This window comes from Rufibacter ruber (genome assembly GCF_014138425.1).
Lineage (GTDB): Bacteria > Bacteroidota > Bacteroidia > Cytophagales > Hymenobacteraceae > Nibribacter > Nibribacter ruber_C.
Genome location: NZ_JACJIQ010000004.1, coordinates 1 through 19,880, shown reverse-complemented (window position 1 = coordinate 19,880; position 19,880 = coordinate 1). Strand labels below are relative to the sequence as shown.

Genomic DNA, 19,880 nt, shown 5'->3' with positions numbered 1-19,880 from the left:
AAAAGATAGATTCAACCATGCTCTCAGCCTGCTTTTCAGAAAACAAGCCGAAAGCAGAAACGTTTCACTACCCTGTAGTGGAGCCGCCCGCGTATATTTTAAAAGCAACTGGTTCCGCCACATCAAAAAAGAATGTATTTTTGGACATCATTAACCACACAACCTTATGAACTTCCCAGAAGAACTGAAATACACCAAAGACCACGAGTGGGTACGCATTGAAGGCGAGGTAGCCTATGTAGGCATTACTGATTTCGCGCAGCGCGAGCTGGGTGACATTGTGTATGTAGACATTGACACCGTAGGCAAGACCGTAGCCAAAGAAGAAGTGTTTGGTACCGTTGAGGCTGTGAAAACCGTTTCTGACCTGTTCAGCCCATTGACCGGTGAGGTGCTGGAGGTAAACCCGCAGCTAGACGGAAGCCCTGAGCTGGTAAACTCAGACGCCTACGGTGACGGCTGGATGATCAAGATGTCAATTGACAACCAGGCAGAGGTGGCAGAGCTTCTTTCTGCCGCGGCTTACCGTGAACTGGTAGGCGCCTAAGCTTTCATTGGTGCGGTTTCAACACTTTGCACCGGCGCTGGGGTGGGCAGTACTGATCCTGATTGGAACACTGCTGCCCGCCCAGGCCCTACCTCCCACCCCGCATTGGGACCTCCTCTCTTTTGATTCACTGGTGCACGCCGTTCTGTTTGGCTGCCAGCTGTTGCTCCTGCTCTTCGGGTGTAAGCGGGCGGGGGCCGTACCCCTCACCTCCCGGCTCGTTCTGCTTTCATTTCTGGTAGTCACCGGTTTTGGCATTCTGGTAGAATTCATGCAGGGCGCCATGGGCTGGGGCCGGGCCTTTGACCCCGCAGACATGGTCAGCAATTCTATAGGCTGCGTGCTGGGGCTGGCCGTCTGGTTTCTGGGTCTCCGCCGTTTTTAGGCTGTTTTTCAGAAAACAGGCCAAAAACAGAAACCACCACCTTTCACCCGCGCTATGAAATATCTGCTTTTTTTCTGCCTTCTCCTCCTGCAGCTCCAACTCACTACTACCGCCCAAAACCTTTCCCGGGTGCGGCATACGGTGCAGGAGCTGGCGTCTCCCCAGCTGCACGGCCGCGGGTACGCCTTCAAGGGTGACAGCCTGGCGGCCGAATTCCTGATAAAGCAGTATGCGGCCATTGGCCTAAAGCCGCTTTCCTCTGGCTTTTTACAGCCGTTCACCCTGCCCATCAACATTCTTGACAACCGGCTGAGCCTTAAGGTAGAGGGCAAACCCCTGAAACCAGGCACAGATTTTATCGCCCATGGCGCCACCGGGGCGGGCCAGGGCGAAGGCAAGGTCTATGAGATTGACACGCTGCTCCTGAAAGACGTAGACGCCGCCCAGAATTTTCTGACCACCAACCTCAGGAACAAGGTGCTGGTGGTGCGGCAACGGCACTTCAATGACCTGCTCAACCTACCAGAGCTCTTCCAGATGCAGTTACAGCAGATTGAGGCCATTGTGGTGTTGCAGCCCGGGCCAAAACTCATGGGCACGGTACGGGGGCAGCAGCTGCCGTTCCCGGTGCTGGAGGTGCTGGAGAAGTCCTGGCCCGCCAAAGCCCGCAAGGTGGAGTACACGGTTGATGCCCGCCTGGAATCCGCTTACCGAAGCCAGAACGTGATAGGCTACGTGCCCGGCAGCGTAAAACCAGATTCGTTTGTGGTCATCACCGCGCATTATGACCATCTGGGCCACCAGGGGAAAGACCTGTACTTCCCCGGCGCCCATGACAACGCCAGCGGCACGGCCCTGCTGCTGGAACTGGCGCACTGGTACGCCCAGCCCCAGAACCGCCCAGACTATTCTATTGCCTTTATGGCCTTCGCCGGGGAAGAGGCCGGCCTGGTGGGCTCAAAACACTACACAGAAAACCCGCTCTTCCCTTTGAGCCAGATTAAGTTTCTGCTGAACCTGGACCTCATGAGTACCGGTGAAGAAGGGCTGATGGTGGTGAACGGCAGCGTTTATCCCCGGCAGTTTGCGCTCTTGCAACAGCTCAACCAGCGCCACCAATGGCTTCCGCAGATCAAGAGCCGCGGCAAGGCTGCCAACTCTGACCATTATTACTTCTCTGAGAAAGGCGTTCCCGCGTTCTTTTTCTACACACTGGGCGGCACCACTACTGAATACCACCACCCCAATGACAAACCCGAGACGCTGCCTTTCACAAAATTGAAAGAAGTGTTCTCCCTGATCACCGCTTTTGTAAAGGCTCTGTAACAAATGCTGTTTTTGGCCTGTTTTTCAGAAAACAGGCCAAAAACAGCATTTGCGGTTACCGCATTAACAGCACCCTTCTTACCACCACCCCTTTTGGGGTCACCAGCCTGAGCAGATAGATGCCGTTTGGTTGGTTGGCCAGCGAGAGCTGAACAAGCTTTCCCTGGCTGTAGCTTGCTTCCTGAACCACTTTACCTACCGCATCCAGCACCTGCACCCGTTCCACGTTCGCCTCCGGTGAGGTGATCTGCACCAGCCCCGTGGTGGGGTTGGGCGCCACCTGCAGAGCCTGCAATGCCTGTTCTTCAGCGGTCCCCAGAGGAACGCCATCTACTTTCACATCGTCCAGGTACAGGTTGTTCTCATATTCTGTCACGTGCCTGAATTTGACCAGGGCGGTGGCGGTGTTGGCAAAGGCAGAAAGGTCTACCGTCTCTAGCCGCCATTGGTTGGCGGTAGGCACAAACTCCTTGTCTGTGTAATGGGGCGTGGTGGTGGTTAAGCTCCGCCCAAATTTTTGGTACACGCGCTGGTAATTCACTCCGCAGTCAGTAGACACCCACACTTCCAGCGTGTCTGAGTAATCTGAGGAGGAATAGAGGGAGTATGCCAGCTGGAACGTTAGCACGGGGGCCGTGCGGCTGGTGAGGTTCAGAGGCGGCAGCACCAGCTCGTCTACCTGCCCCGCCGCGTCATAATCATAGTTTTGCAGGTACGCAGACGCTGCGCCCGCTTTGGCCGCTCTGGTAGTCCTGGACCAGGTGACGCCGTAGTCAGGGTTTTGGACCCGCCACCCTTCGGGCGGAAAGACTGGACTTTCAAACCCCTGCATGAGGGGCAGCCCCAGGCCCTGCACCTGAAAGGCCGTCACATACTGGTCATTGGCTGAAGAGGCGTCTGTGGCCACTCCGTTCCGGGAAACAATGGAAACAGTCAACGTATGCGCCCCCGCTGTTACCGGGAGGCTGGGCAGTGCAACCGTGGCTGTGCCAAAAGTGGCAAGCGCCCCAGACCAGTCAACGGTCTGAGAGGGCCCGTTGTCTATCCGGTACGCTATCTGTACCCAGGTCAACGGTTGGGAACCCAGGTTCTTCAGTACCACCACCGGCGCCACCTGGTTTTCACAGACCACATAGGCTGGTGAGATGATTCCCTGCACGGCGGCATCCAGTGCCGGAATCTGCACGGGCTGGCACCCGGGCGAGGTGAGAAGGCCAGCCCGGTACCGGCTCAGGCTGGATTGCATCACCGTTTTCTGCCCTTGCGTGAACAGGTTCATGCAGGCGTCATAGGTGTAGTCCATGTAGTTCATGAACATGTCACTGGTATTGTTGCAACTGGCCTGCGGAAAAGTGGGGCAGCCGGTATTCTCCTCTTTCTGGGTAGGGGTGTCCGCTACCTGGTCATCACCGCAGTCTTCATCTCCCCAGATATGGAACAGGTTTAGCCAATGCCCTACCTCATGGGTGGTGGTTCTGCCCTTGTTAAAAGGCGCTACGGCGGTACCCATGGTGCCAAACGCCCTGAAATCAATGACTACCCCATCTATTTCAGGGGCCACTGAATTGGGGAACTCCCCGTAGCCTAATACATTTTCACTGTCTGAGAACTTGACTATCCAGATGTTCAGGTACTGGGCCGTGTTCCAGGCAGGTGTTCCGCCGGTGGCGGAAGATTTCATTAAATCATTAACCCCGAACTCTGTGACACTGGTCTGGGTGCGGGTGATCCCGTTGGTTGGCTCGCCGCCCGGGGTGCGCCGGGCCAGACAGAACTCAATTTCGGCGTCTGCCGCTACGCCTTGAAAAAGAGCGGGTGTGTTGGCTCTGTTCTCGTTCAGCCGCCGGAAATCCTGGTTCAGCACCGCCAACTGCGACTGTATCTGGGCATCTGAGATGTTCTGCTCCGGTTTGTTATACACCACATGCACCACCACCGGAATAGTGACCACCCCAGAGAGCGGCTTCATTCCCTGAACGTCTTTGGGGCTCAGCTGGGTGGCCAGCCGTGCCTGCTGCCTGAGCTGCTGCAGCAGGTTAGGCTGTGACCGCTCCTGCTGTTTCACCTTTTGCATGGTGCCACAGGAGCGGGTTTGCGCCTGTAAAACCGTGGCCCCCAGGGTTAACCACAAGGCGAGTACCAATACGTGCTGCCGCATCTGCGTGTGCGTTTTTAAGGTATTTTTCAGAAAACAGGCCGAAAACAGAAAATAGTTACAGAATGTTGTTCAACTGCTCTTTGATCTTCTCCAGCTCCTCTTTCATTTCCACCACCAGGTGCTGGATGGTTGAGTCATTGGCCTTTGACCCAATGGTGTTGATCTCACGGCCAATCTCCTGGGAGATGAACGCCAGCTTCTTACCGGTTGGTTCAGGCAGGTACACCGTTTCTGTGAAATAGTGCAGGTGGTTGACCAGACGTACTTTTTCTTCAGCTATGTCTAATTTCTCAATGTAGTAGATCATCTCCTGCTCAAACCGGTTCTGGTTGAAAGACTCAGAGGAACTGATCTCTGTGAGGTGCCCCTGAATACGCTGCCTGATCTGCTCCACCCGGGTGGGGTCATGCTTGTCTACCTCTGCCAGCAGAATTCTGATGCGGTCAATGTAGGAGACAATCTCATTGGTAAGCGCCTTGCCTTCATCTGCCCGGAAGGAGTTGAGGTTGTCCAGGGCATTTTGCAGCACCGGAGCCACCTGCCCCCAGGTCACGTCTTCTGCCACGGTTTCTTCTGCGGCCTCTGTCTGCATCACCTCTGGCATCTGCAGCGCCAGCCTGAACAAATCTGGCGACGTTGCCCCCACCTGGGCCGCGGCCTGCTCCAGTTCCTGGTAATAGGCCATGAGGAGTTCACGGTTTACTTTGTTGCGGGTGCCGCTGGCTTTGTTCCTGCTTATTTCAACGGTGAGGTTCACTTTGCCCCTCACCAGGCTTTTGGAAATAAGGTTTCTGATCTCCAGTTCTTTGTCTGAGAGGCTGCGGGGCAGGCGCAAACTCAGGTCCATTGACTTGGAATTGAGCGACTTCAACTCCACATTTACAGTATAGGCATCGGTTTCAAGCTGGGCAGCTCCAAACCCGGTCATAGATAGCAACATAGGGCACAATAAGGAATAAAAAGCAAAAATAGGAAAAAAGAGCCAGTCTCTGCCTATCTTGCAGCATTCTCAGCGGTGCCCATGCGTGGCATCACAGACGTAATTTGCTTATCTTTGGAACATGAAATTTGGAGTAGTCGTTTTCCCAGGGTCTAACTGTGACCAAGATGTGATTGATGCCCTGCATACCACCACCCAGCAAGAGGTGGTGCGGCTGTGGCACAAAGACCATGACCTGCAGAACTGTGATTTCATTGTGCTGCCAGGCGGTTTCTCTTACGGTGACTATTTGCGCTCTGGCGCCATTGCCCGTTTCTCGCCCATCATGCAGGAAGTGGTAAAGTTTGCCAACAGCGGCGGGTACGTTTGGGGTATTTGCAACGGTTTCCAGATCCTGACAGAGGCGGGCCTGCTGCCGGGCGCCCTGCTGCGCAACGTTAGCCAGAAATTTATCTGTGAGAACGTGTACATCACGCCAGAGCATACAGACACCTTGCCTACCGCCCTGTTAGAACCGGGCAAAGCCTATAAAATTCCAATCGCCCACGGCGAGGGCCGTTTCCATGCAGACCAGGATACCCTGAAGCAGCTGGAGGACAATGGTCAGATCCTGTTCCGGTACTGTGATGCCAACGGTGAAGTCAATGAGATCTGCAACTGCAACGGCAGCGTACTCAACATTGCCGGGGTGACCAACGCCAACAGAAACGTGTTTGGCATGATGCCGCACCCGGAGCGCGCCGTTGACCAGGAGCTGGGCAACACAGACGGCCGCCTCATGTTTGAGGCCCTGTTGCAGGCTGTGCAGGCTTAAGTAGCAAAATCTTTTTCCCTATAAAACAGGAGCGCCTCCCTTGCCAGCCAAGGGAGGCGCTCCTGTTTTCGGCCTGTTTTTCAGAAAACAGGCCGAAAACAGAAACAGCTGATCAGGTTCTAGAAATCATAGCCCATTGAGAAGTAGAACTTAGGCCCCACTTTTACCAAGTCTTTCTCTCCCCACGCCATGTCAAAGCGGCCGTAAATGCCAAGTAAAGTAGTGCGGGCTCCCCAGCCGTACCCGTACATGAGCGGGTTCCGGAAGTTACGCACTATAATCTCAAACGGCGGCTGCGGTACCGGCTGCGTATTCACAGAGTTGTCTTCACTGAACGGGTTCCCGGTATTATAGGCAGTACCGGCGTCAAAGAAACCAACCAGCTGGAAATTCCGGAAGAACCCGGAGTTGATAGGCCCTTCAAACAGGTATTGGAACAGGGGCAGCCGCAGCTCTGAGTTCCACATCACATACCGGGTGCCATTGCGGGCATTGTAATTAAAGCCGCGCAATGGTGTGGCAAATTCCATATAGAAGAACTGGGAGATGACATCATCTGGGGTAGCGCCGCCCTCCGGAATCTGCACCGAGTCTTCTGAGGCATTGATCCAGTTGTCTACCCCGCCAACCAGGTACTTTTTAGGGGATGGCCCAAACGAATGGCCGTAGCTCACCCGGTTTGCCCACACAAACTCTTTGTGAATTTTCTGATAGTGCCGCAGGTCCACGTAAAACTTGCCAAAGCCGTTCTCCTTTTTCCCGATGCCGTACATGCGGGTCACCCCTACTTTCATACGGGTGCCTTCGCGCATGTTCATGCCGGTCACCACTGAGTTGTCATACACCAACTCCCCGCCAATACCGGCAAAGTCCATGACAATGTCTGGCTCAGTGAAATTCTCAATAAACGTGTACCTGATGTTTGAGTACCTTGGCAGTACTTTCACACTCAGCGCATTGGTCAGGGGGTAACTGAACGCGGGCAGGATCTCGTGTTTGCCCAGTCTTCTAACAGCCGGGCCGTCAACCATGTATACGCTTTGCTTTTGGTAGCCAACACGGTAATCATAGCGGTTCTTCAGGTTAGAGTACTCTGCATAAAAATTGGTGGTCTGCAGGTCTGTGAGCGCAAAGACCCCACCCCGTATGCGGTAATCTTCAAAGAGGTCTGCCATGCCCACTTCCATCACAAACCCAAACCCCAGCAACGGGTCTGCATAGATAGAAGTAATGAGGTTGTTTACGCCAAAGCGCAGATCGTAGGGCCTTGGTTTATTCAGCGCCAGGGTGTCTGCCGCTGGCATGGCCAGAATGGTTCTGGGCTTAGGCGCTGCGGCCGCAACAGCCGTCTTTGCCGCGGCTGAGTCAGTGGTAATCTGCTGGCCGGGAGAGGCTACCGGTGCCAGTGCAGCCATTGAATCTGCCTTGGCTTTGGCGGCCAGGGCAGCTGCCACCCGGGCTCTTTCCTGCTCTACGCGTTTGGCCAGATGCCCTTCCAGTACTTCCTGCCGCTTGGTTTTGAAGGCGGAAAACGTGGTTAAAGGGAAATTAGGGTAATAGTAGGCATATTCTTTGGCTCTGTCCAGGGCAATAAACACCAGATTGCCGGTGCCCAGGTGATAGTCATAGTCTTTGATGTTCTGCCGGAAATCTGTCACCCTGCTGATCTCACCCGTTTGGGTATTGTGCCGGTACAAAGTTCTGATGCCGGTTTCCTCCCCTATGTACATGATTTCATCTGCTGAGAGGCCAACAGGCTGCACTTCATTGGCGGGGGTATAGGTCAGCTGCCAAAACCGGCTTTGCCTATTCTCCGGATCATACAGGTAGATGTCATAGTTATTGGCCACCTGGCTAAACTTTCCCTGCGCTGATTGCAAGGAATCCTGTAACCGGTTAGAGCTAAAGACAAGGCGGTTGCTGCCCGGCAAAAAGGAAGGCTGCAGGTCATCATAAATATCATTGGTCAACTGCTGCACCAACCGGTTTCCCCGGTACAGGAACAAGTCACTCTGCCCGTTCTTTACCGCACTCAGCACCAGAAACTGGCCGTCTGCTGAATAATCAAACCCGGTCACCTGGCTGTACGCCCCCAACGGAAGCACCCCGCGAGACTTGCCCAACCAGCCTTTCACGGTTTCAACAGCAGGCCAGTACCTGCTGTCAGCGGCTTGCAGCTTCAGTTGGAGTTTGCCTTTTTTATAGTCTGTGATGCCAATCTGGTTTTCTGAGCGCCAGGAAAGGAGCGGCACCGTATGGTCCTGTTCCTGATTTGGCATTTTAAACCCACCCTTGTAGATAGTTTTCTGTTTTTCACGCTTCAGATCCCTGATCACCACTTTGTAGCTACCCCGGTCATAGATCACAAAAGCCATCTGCTGCCCGTTGGGACTCAATACCGGCTCTGAATAGAAGTCATTGGGTGAAGTGATTTTTTTGATCTTCTTCTCCTTGTCTGGGGCAGGGAGCTCACCTTCGGCAAAGGTGTTCATCTGGTTGTAATACGCAAACCAGTCCCGCATGAAGCGCTTGTACGGCATGTTCAGGCTGCTGGCAATACCTATTTCAATGTCACGGGTGATACGGGTAAGGTTAAGAATGTTCTGGATGGCAGACGCGCCGTGCTTTTCAGCTATGTAGTTCCAGATGGCTTGCCCGGTGCGCTTCTGGTTACGGGCGAACAACGGCTCAGAGCGCTTGCCGCCGGTTTTCTGCAGCATATCGCGCACGTAGTTGTCCATCTCCACGCTCCAGCCTTCTGAGATGTAGGCAGCAGCCCCAGACACAAACCATTCTGGCAGACGCAGCAGGTAGTTGCTCTGGATGACTTCTTTCAAGCTCCCCCCGTACATCATGTCAGACAGCAGCAACTCAGACACCCGGTAGGTGATCTCCCGCTTGAACTCCGTCTGGGACCCCTGAAAAGGAATTTCAATCTTGCTTTTCACAAACAACACGTCATTGCCGCCTTTGTAAGGGTCATCAATGAGGCCAATGTTGCTCTGCTTCAGGTCAGAGACTGAATTGTAGACAATGAGGGTAATTTTGGAGTAAGGATAGTAGCCAATGAGAGAGGTGATGCGTTTCAGCTCCTTCTCAGCATGCTCAGCCGCATGGCGGGCCAGTTCTATGCCGCCTTGCGCATAGTAGACATTAAAATTCTGGGTGCTGTAGTACTGCCAGTTAAACCGCTTGTACTGAATGCGGTTCTGCCCGAAATCATCTGGGGCCGTGGCTTGCCCAAAGGTGAATGATGGTACCCCTGCGCACAGGAGAATCAACATTAGCCGGTACACATTTCTTACGCGAGTAGAGAGTTGACTCATGTGTTTGACTTAGATGCTAAATATAATGAAAAATAACGGGCAATGTCTACTTCTGGCCACAGCGGTGTTTCTATCTCTAACGCTGAAATCAACTGTTGCGCCAACAGCGGGGCCATGAGCACACCTTTAGATCCCATACCGTTGAAAACCGCCACCTGCGGCAGCTCTGGATGCCTGCCAATCAAGGGTTTACGGTCTCTTACCGCCGGCCGTATGCCTACATACTGATTTACCACGGCAAAGGGTTTCTTAAGAATGTCTTTTGTTTTGGCCGCCAGTTCTTCCCGCGCCGCCGGGGTTATTTCCTCATTCACTTCCCGCCAGTTGTAGGTGGCCCCAATCCTGAAGTGGCCTTGCCCTACAGGCACAACGTAAACTGCTTTGTTATAGATATATTCGGCTTCAAAATCAGGTACATTTATGTCTAAAATTTCACCTTTGTTCAAAGAAAACGGCAGCCAGCTGAAAAAAGGGTTTTGGGCACCGCCGGCGCCCTCACAGAAAATGATTTTTCTGGCCTCTACGCCCTGGTACTTTACCCCGCCGGGTACCAGCTCCAGTTGCTCTGGGTCAAAAGGTTCTGTACGTAAAACCTGTCGCCGGGCCAGTTCCTGCTCCCGCAGTTCCAGAAACGCACGCAGGGCCACATAGCCTCCCTTCTGAATCAACAGGCCTCCCAGTTCCTGGTGCAGGTCTGCAGAAACCGGTAGTTGCAAATGCGTGGTTTCTACATACTCCTGCCAGGCGGGATCAGCACTTTTGCCCATCCAGGTGTTCTGTTCCTCTGGGGTGGAGAATAATTTCAAGATGGGTTTCTGGTGAAAGAGGGCTACCTGGTGGTGGGTTTCCAGGTCCCGGTAAAACGCCGTGGCGGCCGGCAAAAACTCATCTACCCGCCAACTCCTGGCAAAGCGCTTGCCTGCCACCGGGTTGATCAAACCCGCCGCCACCCGGGAGGCCGCATGGGGGTTGGGCACATCAAATACCAAAGCTGTTTTACCGTTGTTTTCCAAAAAACAGGTCAGAATGGCACCGGCCAGTCCGTGGCCTACAACCAGATAATCATAAATCATGCGACAAGGTACGGCTTGTGCCGCTGAAATCTGTAACTTAGAGCCACCAAAATAACGCTAGAAACCGCCATGACGCCTGTTGGTCTGCAAATAGAGAGCTTTACCTTTAACCCATTCAGTGAAAACACCTATGTGCTCTTTGACTCTTCAAAGGAGTGTGTGATCATTGACCCCGGCTGCGCTACCAGGCAGGAGGAGCAGGAACTGAAGGATTTTATTGAAGCCAAGGGATTGACTGTGGCAAGGCTGCTCAACACGCACTGCCACATTGACCACGTGCTGGGAAATTATTTTGTGGCTACCACTTACCATGTTCCGTTAGAAATTCATGAGGCTGACCTGGCGGTGCTGCGGGCGGTTCCCACCTATTCAGCCGCCTATGGTTTTCCGCAGTACCAGGAGGTGCTCCCTGAAAAATTTTTAAAAGAAGGCGAAGACGTGTCATTTGGCAATACCAGGCTGCAGGTGCTCTTCACACCTGGGCATGCCCCCGGGCATGTGGTGTTCTACCATGAAGAAAGCCAACAGGTGATTGGCGGTGACGTACTCTTCCAGCGCAGTATTGGCCGCACAGACTTGCCCGGTGGTGACTACCAGACATTGATCAACAGCATTAGAACCAAGCTCTTCACCTTACCAGACGCGGTACGGGTATATCCCGGCCACGGGCCGTCTACCACTGTTGGTGAAGAAAAGAACAGCAACCCGTTTTTGGCCTAGTTTCTGAAAAACACCCCAAAAACGCCCATTTACTCCCTTGCATGAAGAAGCACCTGCCTAACCTTATCACCTGCCTCAACCTGTTCTGCGGTTGCCTGGCCGTTTACTTTATCTTTCAGCAGAAGCTGACCATTGCCGCCTACCTGGTGGCGCTAGCCGTGGCCTTTGACTTCTGGGACGGCATGATTGCCCGTTTGCTGCACGTTCACTCAGAGATTGGGAAGCAGCTGGACTCGTTGGCAGACATGGTTTCTTTTGGCGTGGTCCCGGGTGCCATGATGCTCCAGCTCCTTAAAATGAGCCTGGCTGAGAATACATCGTTTGGGGCTGGCGCCGAAGAATGGCTCCCCTTCGCCGGCTTTATCCTGACCATCTTCTCTGCGTTGCGGCTGGCAAAATTCAACCTGGACACCCGGCAGACAAGTTCTTTTATTGGGGTTCCTACGCCAACCAATACCATGCTTATGGTGTCGTTCCCGCTTATTCTGGCCAATGACACCTATGGCTTGTCTGGCATCATTCTTAGCCCTTTCTTCCTGCTGGGCATTACCCTGCTGTTCTCTTACCTGTTAATTTCTGAGGTGCCGCTGTTTGCGCTCAAGTTCAAGAATTTCAAGTGGCAGGACAACCAGAAGCAGTTTATTTTCTTAGGACTTGCAATTGTTCTATTATCGTGGCTTAACTTTACTGCCGTGCCCCTTCTGGTGGCATTTTATGTTCTTATTTCCCTTATTAAACCTTCTGCAATATGAAATTCACCGCCGAGATTGATATCATGCCCCATGCTGAACTGTTAGACCCTCAAGGCAAAGCCGTTATGCTGGGTCTGGAGCATTTAGGATTACAGCAAGTGGCTGATGTACGAATTGGCAAACATATACGTTTACAGCTGGAAGCCGAAGATGAAGCCGCTGCTACCCAAAAAGTAGAAGAAGCTTGCAAGAAGCTGCTGGCCAACCTGATCATGGAATCTTATTCTTACCGCCTCACAGCCAATTAAGGATCAATACTTTAAGGTTCAGCAGGGTTTACCCCCTGCTGAACCTATGAAGCAAAGGCTGTGTTGCGGAGTGAATACTTTACCCCGCATACATGCACCTGTGTAAGAAGCTTCTTTTTGCCGTAGCCCTTCTCTGGATGGCCACCCCGTCTGCCTGGGCTCAAACCCAAGGAACGCGCACCATTTCCTGGCGCGCCCTACCCGCTGCCACCCCCTCTAAAAGCCCGGTCTCTTCTGTTCCCACGTTTGCAGAAGCTTCTTATCATGGTCAGGAAGAAATTCCCTATTACCAGATTTCCTTCCCCCAGGTAGCTATTGGTGCTTTTGAATTTACAAAGCTGGAATTTGCCCCGCTCACAGAAGCAGATTTGCGCTCATTTCCGAAAAACAGCTTAAAAACAGACATCATACCGGTTTTAAGCACCGGTACCGCCAACCGCGTGTCCAGCACCATTGTGTCTTTTCAGCCGTTCAGGTTGAACCCACAGACAGGAAGCCTTGAAAAGCTGATCAGTTTCAGCTATGTCTATACATCTACCGCTGCTGCTGCTCGCAAAAGACCAGGCCAACCCTCTGCGCTCCGCACCCATACCACGGCTTCTGTTTTAAGCACCGGCGATTGGTATAAGATAGGCGTGGCCGCCGATGGCATTTACAAGCTTGACCGGGCGGCTTTGCAAGCCATGGGGGTCAATGTACAAGGCCTCAACCCCAGGCACCTCAAAATCTACGGCAACGGTGGTGGTATGCTGCCCCAACTCAACAGCGCACCCCGGCCAGATGATCTGGTAGAAAATGACATACTGGTAGTTGGAGAGCAAGATGGCTCTTTTGATGCCAATGACTATCTTCTTTTCTATGGGCAGGGGCCGCATACATGGTCTTTCAACCGTACGTCTGCCCAAACCCCTTTCCTTCATTCCTTCAACCTCTACTCAGACACTACTTATTACTATCTAACCGTACAACCCACCCCTTCCGGCAGAGTCAAGCAGCAGGCTTCTGTTAGCGGCACCTACCCTGCTATTACCAGTTATGACGCCCGCTGGCACCATGAAGTAGACCGTGTCAATGTTCTGCAGTCTGGCCGGGAGTGGTATGGCGAAGAATTCAATTCTTTTACCCAACCGTCTGCCTTCTCTCTGCCTGCCTCTGATCTGGTGCCTAACAGTCTGGTAAAAGTCACGTCTTCAGTGATGGGGAACTCTCCCGTATCTGAAAGCACCATTGGCTCTTCTTTTAGCCTTAAGTTAAACGGAACAAACCTGGGTGAGCACATTCTTCCAGGCAGAGGGTCTGGCAACTACCATAACGCAGGAGTGAACAGTACCCTGTCTTTTCAAGCCAGCCTCAGCAACCTGAATTATACAGGAGACCTCAGCCTGCACTATATTTTTGACGCAAAGGGGAATTCCTCTACCAATGGTTTTCTGAATTACTTCACCGTTGTGGCTCAACGCCAATTACGCTTATTTGGAAACCAAACTAATTTCAGGTCAATCGCCAGCCTGCAAAACCCCATAAGTACTTTTCAAGTGGCGGGGGTACCGGCTGGCAGCTTCATCTGGGACGTGACTGACCCGCTGCATCCGGTGCAGCAGGAGTATGTGCTAACCAATGGGACGGCATCATTCTCTGCCAGCAGCCAGAGCTTGCGGGAGTACGTGGTGTTTCAGGGTTCCGGCTTTCCGGCCCCTACTTTTGCAGGCAAAGTTTCTAACCAGAATTTACATAGTTTAAATCTAGACGGAAGCCTGGATTTGGTGATTATCTCTCCCCCGGTGTTTCTGGCCCAGGCGCAGCGGTTGGCAAACCATAGGCGCACCAGTTCTGGCCTTACGGTTGAGGTAGTGTCCCTCCCGCAGATTTATGAAGAGTTTTCTTCTGGCAAGCAGGACATTTCAGCGATCAGAGACTTTATGAAAATGCTCTATGAGCGCAGCAGCAAGCAAGGTGCCGAAAGAATTAATTTGCTGTTACTGGGAGATGCTTCTTATGACCCCAAACGCAGGGTTACCCAAAACACCAACTTCATTCCTGTTTATCAATCCCGGGAATCATTAAACCCTGTCAACACCTATTCTTCAGAAGATTTCTTTGGGTTTCTTGATGACGAAGAGGGAGAATGGTCAGAGGTTGATTTCAGCCTTGCGCACCGGTTAGACATTGGCATAGGTAGGTTGCCGGCAAAATCTGGCGCAGAGGCCGACCTGTTGATCAACAAGATTATCAAGTATGAGAGCAGTCAAACCTTTGGGAATTGGCGTAAAAGGCTTGTCTTCTTAGCTGACGACGGTGACCTCAATGAACACCTGAATGACGCTGATTACCTGGCAGAGTATGTAGAGCGGACGCATCCTAACTACCTTTCCCAAAAGGTGTACCTGGATCTTTTCTCGCAAGTCACCGTCCCGAACGGGCAACGTTCTCCTGACACCAACAGATCTTTGAAAGAGGAGGTAGAAAAGGGTGCGCTGTTAGTGAACTACACCGGCCATGGAAATGCCATTAGCTTAGCAGATGAACAGATTCTTACCCTGAATGAAATACAGAGCTGGAAGAACCCAGACCGCCTCACGTTTCTGTTAACGGCCACCTGTGAGTTTGGCCGGTATGATGATCCTAAGCGTAACTCTGGTGCAGAAACAGCCCTTCTGCACCCTAATGGCGGTGCTGTTGGTCTATTGACCACCACCCGGCCGGTTTACTCCTCCGGAAACCGTCTGTTAAATCTTGAGTTCTTTCAACGGCTTTTTATTCGTCTTCCAAACGGTAAGATGCCAGATATGGGGTATCTGTACAGTGAGACCAAGAATAACAGCCTGTATCATGTAAACAACCGCAATTTCACATTGCTGGGAGACCCTTCTATGCGACTGGCTTACCCGCAGTTGGGAGTAGCCCTTACTACCATCAATGGCAAAGCATACACCGCGGTTTCCTCAGATACCTTAAAAGCCTTATCAAAAATAACGTTAGGCGGCTCTATTGGTAATCAACAGCAGATTACCTCAGACTTTCAGGGCAAAGTGCATTTAACCGTATATGATAAACGTTCTTCCCTCACCACCTTGGGAGATCAGAGTGCTAAGCGCCAGGTACAAAACCGTACCAACATTCTCTATGATGGCTTGGCCACTGTTACAAATGGGGAATTTGAAGTCTCTTTTGTAGTACCCAAAGATATCAATTATGTAGTGGGGCCGGGGTCTATTCAACTGTATGCGTTCTCTGCCACCACTGATGCCCATGGGGCGGCCATACTTCCGGTTGGAGAGGCAGATGCCGCTGCTTCAGCTGACAATACCCCGCCTCTGGTAAAACTGTTTATGAATGATGCCACTTTTGTTTCTGGAGGTATTGTCAATAAAGACGCTATTCTTTTGGCGCATCTTTCTGATGAGAACGGCATCAACACGGCCGGTGCTGGTATAGGCCATGAGATCACCGCCATTTTAGATGATCAGACATCTTCTCCTATTATCTTAAATGATTTTTATACCGCTGATGTAGACTCTTATCAGGCGGGCAAAGTGCGCTACACCCTCACTGATCTTTCTGAGGGTATGCATACCTTGCAGTTAAAAGCCTGGGATACTCATAATAACTCCAGTACTGCCAGAATTGAATTTGTGGTAGCATCTTCTGAACAATTAGCGCTGGAGCATGTTTTAACGGCACCAAACCCTTTTGCTGACCAAACTACTTTCCATTTTGACCATAACAGGCCGGGGCAGGAACTGGATATACAAATTCACATTTTTACCGTATCAGGTACATTGGTTAAGACATTGCGTACTACCAGTACAGGCAATGCTCACTTTTCTGATCTCACCTGGGACGGCAAAGGCGACCATGATGGATATTTACCAAAAGGCGTATATATTTATCGGGTGAATGTACGTTCTCGCCTTGATGGCTCCAGTACAACACAGAGCAAAAAGCTAGTATTACTTAAATAACGTATCTGATACACAACTTCTACCGCATGAACTGCACTTCCTTACGATCTACAGTACTAAGTTTATTCTTGATTCTGACCTCTGGCCTTTCTGCCTTTGCACAAACCACAGATGGCAGAAATCAGGAATACAGGCCCATTACCACTGCAGTTCCTATTTTAAGCGTTTCACCAGATGCCCGTTCTGCTGCCATGGGAGACGCTGGCGTGGCTATTTCACCAGACGCCAATGCCAGTTACTGGAATTCAGCCAAACTTGCGTTTCTTGAAGAAGACTTAGGCGTCTCTCTGTCTGTTACGCCTTGGTTACAGAAAATAGTGAATGACATGTATCTGGCTTACTTATCAGGACACAAGAAGTTGACACCCAATTCTTCTATATCGGCTTCATTGATGTATTTTGACCTTGGGGAAATCAGGTTCTCAAATGAACAAGGTGCTGAAACAGGTTATTTCAACCCGAAGGAATATGCGGTGAGCGTAGCCTATGGGCAAAAGCTGAGTGAAAACTTAAGCCTTGGGGTAGGTGCCCGCTATATACGCTCCAACCTGGCTGGTAATGCTACTTATACCAACGGTAGCTTTACAGGAGAATCAGAGCCCGGGAACTCTGTAGCAGTAGATTTGGGTATTTACTATACTAAAGATTTAGCACTAGGCGGTAAGAACTATAATCTTGCGTTTGGTGGTAATGTCTCAAACATAGGCGCTAAAATCTCTTATACTACCGCAGACAGGAAAGATTTCTTACCTACCAACTTACGCCTTGGTACTGCTATAACTATGGAGCTGGATCCTTATAACAAGATAACTCTAGCTGTAGATGGCAATAAACTTCTGGTACCCTATACTCCAGCAGACAACGCTGCTGCCAATGAAAACACCAATACCTTCTCAGGTATCTTCAAATCTTTTAATGATGCCCCCGGAGGATTCAGTGAAGAAATGAAAGAAGTTACTGTTTCTACAGGTCTAGAATACTGGTATAATAACCTTTTTGCTGCCCGTGCCGGTTATTTCTATGAGAATGATTTAAAAGGGGGCCGTCAGTATTTCACCATGGGCTTAGGCGTGAGGTACCAAAAGTTTGGGGTTGATGCCGCTTATCTAATTCCTAATGAACAAAATAACCCTTTAGCACAAACCCTACGATTTACCCTTCACTTCAGAATTGACGGTGAAACCTATTAGTATGGCCTTAGACAGATCAAAAGCACCAGAATTAGCAGAGCAAACACCCGACTTATCTATATACCCAACGGTTCTTACTTCTTCTTTTGGGACACGAGTACATTTGTATCCTAATTCTATTCAACCCATCATAAGGCTTGAATTTGTTTTTAAAGCAGGGAAATGGTATCAAGATAAGCCGGGCGTAGCTTCTTTAACCGCAAAAATGTTAAAAGAGGGTACAACCAGTCATACCGCAAAACAACTGGCTGATATCATTGATTTCTATGGGGCTTCTCTAGAAATTACGCATGGGTTTGACAGGTCAACTCTTACCTTATACTGCTTATCCAAGTTTCTTCCAGAGCTATTACCCATAGTTTTTGAAATCTTAGAACATCCTTCTTTCCCTGAAGAAGAGTTTGAATTATTAAAGCAAAGGGTAATTCAGACACTAGCCATAGACAAACAAAAGAATGGCTACCTTGCCACAGAACTTTTCACCTCTTCTATATACGGGGCAGACCATCCTTACTCCACAGTTATTAGTGAAGAAGAGATTAAAGCACTTACGTTAGAAGACATTAAAGCATTTTATAAAACCCGTTATGACATTAATTCTTCTGAGGTTTTTGTAACGGGTGATTTTGATGAAGAGGGCAACAATCTGCTGAAAGGCTTCTTAGATCAGACCCAAAGAAACACAGGCCTAAATAATGTTGAGAAGCAGTATTCAAAGAAGGAGGCAACTGCTTCTAAAAAGATGGAACGGTCTTCTAATACAATGCAAGCTGCCATACGAGTGGGAAGAACTCTTCCATCTCCGGAGCATCCAGATTTCTCCCTATTGTATCTTGCCAATCATGCGCTAGGAGGCTACTTTGGTTCAAGGCTAATGAAAAATATTAGAGAAGAGAAAGGATTTACGTACGGTATTCACTCTTCTATTTCAATAAAAGAGCATGGCACCTTGTTATCTATAGGCACAGATATCAAAGGTGATAAGATAGAAGAAACCATACGTGAGATAGAAAAAGAAATCGAAGTTCTTCAGCGAGAGCTTCTATCAGAAGAAGAATTAAATACAATTAAAAAGCATCTGGCTGGAAAGTTTATTTCTGACAACTCTACCATTTTTGATAAAATGGACAGATATAGAAGCAGCGTACTTTTAGGTCTTCCACCAAACTTCTTTACCAACCTCCAAAATAAAATGCAACAAGCTTCCAGAGAAGAGGTTCAAACGGTTGCAAAGGAGTATCTATCTACAGAGACGCTACATATTGTTGCTGTAGGAGGTACACAATAAACACGCTAAACTTGTAAAGTAAAGTAAAAAGCCTTGAAGAGATATCTCATCAAGGCTTTTTACTTTACTTTAGAAGCGTCCATGCTTTTAATACCTGATTTCAATAATCAGGCAGAAACAAAAGTCACACCAAATGAGTGACCACATTTCAGATATAATATAAAAGACAAACAATAGATTGAAATGGGAAAGCAACCCTAATCGCCTAAAACCTAGATGATCAAAGACTATGCACAAGAGCATCTATAGTTTAAATGCCTAAATGACTTATTTAATGCATAAAATAATCTAAACTATACATCGACTACTGAATATACTGCAACGGACTCGTACAAGCGGTAGCCAAAGCCGTCGGCCGAAGGCTGACATATATGCATGGTTGGCTGCAGATGTTTCTCTGCACAACAACCTGATTTATATCTTTTACTTTTCTGTTTCTGGCCTGTTTTTAGAAAAATAGCCCGAAAATGCAAAAAGGAAGAGATAGATAAATTCTCTATCCTTCCGTTTTTAGCTTGTTTTATGAAAATCAGGTCAAAAATTCGTTTTGGCGTCGGTTTGGGCGCTTTGCTGGTCAATTATTTTTGCAAGTATTTTACGTCAATTCCTCTTCTGCTACTCCTGCCGATTAAAGTCGGCTGGGGTTTGCTTTCTTTTGCTAAGGTAATCTAATTCTTCTGCTGGATTTCATCTGCAATTTTTGTCCATAATTTGCTACCAGCTGTTTCTCTTGCTTTCCCTCAAATTATGGAATGGCCGTCTACGAGCCTAGTTACAACTGCAGCCAACTTCCGAGCAAAGGAATAAGCAGTCAAAAGCAGGTTGATAAGGTCAAAAGCAGGTTGATAAGACAGACTAGCGAAAGAGGTAACGCAATAGGGAGTGCTGATCAGCACTGTTCCAACAGGGCAACGGCTGAAGGCACACTGTTTGCAGGGGCCCAATGGCCGGAGTGGTGGGGCCCCATCGCCCCCGGAGAACATGGGGAGGCTGGGGGTGGAAAGAGGGCGTAATCTGACCAAGGCCGCCCAGGGGGCAGGCTTGCCTCCGGTTTTACCCAATATAGCGGGGTGCCGCCTCAAAGGCAAGGGGGGGGTTGGCCCTGGCAGGGCTTAAACGCAGGGAGGCCCCTGCGGTTTCACCCGTGGGGC

14 protein-coding genes are annotated in these 19,880 nt (G+C 50.3%); 10 read left to right on the top strand and 4 right to left on the bottom strand.

Annotation, left to right across the window (positions count from 1 at the left end; genetic code table 11):
* Positions 1 to 166 precede the first annotated feature (166 nt).
* The 3 genes from gcvH to FHS90_RS22255 are packed head-to-tail and all read left to right on the top strand — an operon-like array spanning position 167 to position 2,258.
* Entirely contained in the window at positions 167 to 547 is a 381-nt protein-coding gene (gene gcvH, locus FHS90_RS05770; RefSeq protein ID WP_066838290.1) for a glycine cleavage system protein GcvH, read from the top strand.
* 10 nt (positions 548 to 557) lie between these two features.
* On the top strand, positions 558 to 932 hold the full coding sequence (locus FHS90_RS22590) for a VanZ family protein (RefSeq protein WP_182512331.1): 375 nt from the start codon (positions 558 to 560) through the stop codon (positions 930 to 932).
* Between the two features lie 54 nt (positions 933 to 986).
* A complete protein-coding gene (locus tag FHS90_RS22255; RefSeq protein ID WP_220482998.1) occupies positions 987 to 2,258 on the top strand; it encodes a M28 family metallopeptidase in 1,272 nt (423 codons plus the stop codon).
* 55 nt (positions 2,259 to 2,313) lie between these two features.
* Here the strand turns inward: FHS90_RS22255 and FHS90_RS05755 are convergent, their stop codons facing one another.
* On the bottom strand, positions 2,314 to 4,416 hold the full coding sequence (locus FHS90_RS05755; RefSeq protein WP_182512330.1) for a M43 family zinc metalloprotease: 2,103 nt from the start codon (positions 4,414 to 4,416) through the stop codon (positions 2,314 to 2,316).
* Positions 4,417 to 4,471: 55 nt separating this feature from the next.
* Positions 4,472 to 5,356 carry a YicC/YloC family endoribonuclease gene (locus FHS90_RS05750; protein WP_182512329.1) on the bottom strand — a complete coding sequence of 295 codons (885 nt, stop codon included), beginning with the start codon at positions 5,354 to 5,356 and terminating at the stop codon, positions 4,472 to 4,474.
* 121 nt (positions 5,357 to 5,477) lie between these two features.
* Here FHS90_RS05750 and purQ point away from each other — a divergent pair, with 121 nt between their 5' ends.
* A complete protein-coding gene (purQ, locus tag FHS90_RS05745) occupies positions 5,478 to 6,170 on the top strand; it encodes a phosphoribosylformylglycinamidine synthase subunit PurQ (protein WP_066838311.1) in 693 nt (230 codons plus the stop codon).
* A gap of 119 nt (positions 6,171 to 6,289) precedes the next feature.
* Here the strand turns inward: purQ and FHS90_RS05740 are convergent, their stop codons facing one another.
* Positions 6,290 to 9,496 (bottom strand): BamA/TamA family outer membrane protein, encoded by a 3,207-nt coding sequence (locus FHS90_RS05740; RefSeq protein WP_182512328.1) that lies wholly within the window; start codon positions 9,494 to 9,496, stop codon positions 6,290 to 6,292.
* Positions 9,493 to 10,569, bottom strand: coding sequence for an NAD(P)/FAD-dependent oxidoreductase (locus FHS90_RS05735; RefSeq protein WP_182512327.1), 1,077 nt, complete (start codon positions 10,567 to 10,569; stop codon positions 9,493 to 9,495). Before FHS90_RS05735 ends, FHS90_RS05740 begins: the two co-directional genes overlap by 4 nt.
* A 69-nt stretch (positions 10,570 to 10,638) precedes the next feature.
* Between FHS90_RS05735 and FHS90_RS05730 the strand changes: the two genes are divergently transcribed.
* The 6 genes from FHS90_RS05730 (at position 10,639) to FHS90_RS05705 (ending at position 18,729) form a co-directional block, all read left to right on the top strand.
* Complete coding sequence (locus FHS90_RS05730) at positions 10,639 to 11,289, top strand: MBL fold metallo-hydrolase (protein WP_182512326.1); 651 nt, start codon at positions 10,639 to 10,641, stop codon at positions 11,287 to 11,289.
* A gap of 41 nt (positions 11,290 to 11,330) precedes the next feature.
* Positions 11,331 to 12,041, top strand: coding sequence for a CDP-diacylglycerol--serine O-phosphatidyltransferase (gene pssA, locus FHS90_RS05725; RefSeq protein WP_182512325.1), 711 nt, complete (start codon positions 11,331 to 11,333; stop codon positions 12,039 to 12,041).
* Complete coding sequence (gene purS / locus FHS90_RS05720; RefSeq protein ID WP_066838321.1) at positions 12,038 to 12,289, top strand: phosphoribosylformylglycinamidine synthase subunit PurS; 252 nt, start codon at positions 12,038 to 12,040, stop codon at positions 12,287 to 12,289. Before pssA ends, purS begins: the two co-directional genes overlap by 4 nt.
* Before the next feature lie 92 nt (positions 12,290 to 12,381).
* Positions 12,382 to 16,251 (top strand): type IX secretion system sortase PorU, encoded by a 3,870-nt coding sequence (porU, locus tag FHS90_RS05715; protein WP_182512324.1) that lies wholly within the window; start codon positions 12,382 to 12,384, stop codon positions 16,249 to 16,251.
* A 68-nt stretch (positions 16,252 to 16,319) separates the two neighbouring features.
* On the top strand, positions 16,320 to 17,441 hold the full coding sequence (gene porV / locus FHS90_RS05710; protein ID WP_246386715.1) for a type IX secretion system outer membrane channel protein PorV: 1,122 nt from the start codon (positions 16,320 to 16,322) through the stop codon (positions 17,439 to 17,441).
* Position 17,442: 1 nt separating this feature from the next.
* Complete coding sequence (locus FHS90_RS05705; RefSeq protein WP_182512322.1) at positions 17,443 to 18,729, top strand: M16 family metallopeptidase; 1,287 nt, start codon at positions 17,443 to 17,445, stop codon at positions 18,727 to 18,729.
* Positions 18,730 to 19,880 lie beyond the last annotated feature (1,151 nt).

Bases quoted from the DNA above. Each gene is read 5' to 3' on its own strand.
- gcvH (WP_066838290.1), top strand. From the start codon at position 167: ATGAACTTCCCAGAAGAACTGAAATACACCAAAGACCACGAGTGGGTA.
- FHS90_RS22255 (WP_220482998.1), top strand. From the start codon at position 987: ATGAAATATCTGCTTTTTTTCTGCCTTCTCCTCCTGCAGCTCCAACTC.
- FHS90_RS05755 (WP_182512330.1), bottom strand. From the start codon at position 4,416: ATGCGGCAGCACGTATTGGTACTCGCCTTGTGGTTAACCCTGGGGGCC.
- FHS90_RS05750 (WP_182512329.1), bottom strand. From the start codon at position 5,356: ATGTTGCTATCTATGACCGGGTTTGGAGCTGCCCAGCTTGAAACCGAT.
- purQ (WP_066838311.1), top strand. From the start codon at position 5,478: ATGAAATTTGGAGTAGTCGTTTTCCCAGGGTCTAACTGTGACCAAGAT.
- FHS90_RS05740 (WP_182512328.1), bottom strand. From the start codon at position 9,496: ATGAGTCAACTCTCTACTCGCGTAAGAAATGTGTACCGGCTAATGTTG.
- FHS90_RS05735 (WP_182512327.1), bottom strand. From the start codon at position 10,569: ATGATTTATGATTATCTGGTTGTAGGCCACGGACTGGCCGGTGCCATT.
- FHS90_RS05730 (WP_182512326.1), top strand. From the start codon at position 10,639: ATGACGCCTGTTGGTCTGCAAATAGAGAGCTTTACCTTTAACCCATTC.
- pssA (WP_182512325.1), top strand. From the start codon at position 11,331: ATGAAGAAGCACCTGCCTAACCTTATCACCTGCCTCAACCTGTTCTGC.
- purS (WP_066838321.1), top strand. From the start codon at position 12,038: ATGAAATTCACCGCCGAGATTGATATCATGCCCCATGCTGAACTGTTA.
- porU (WP_182512324.1), top strand. From the start codon at position 12,382: ATGCACCTGTGTAAGAAGCTTCTTTTTGCCGTAGCCCTTCTCTGGATG.
- FHS90_RS05705 (WP_182512322.1), top strand. From the start codon at position 17,443: ATGGCCTTAGACAGATCAAAAGCACCAGAATTAGCAGAGCAAACACCC.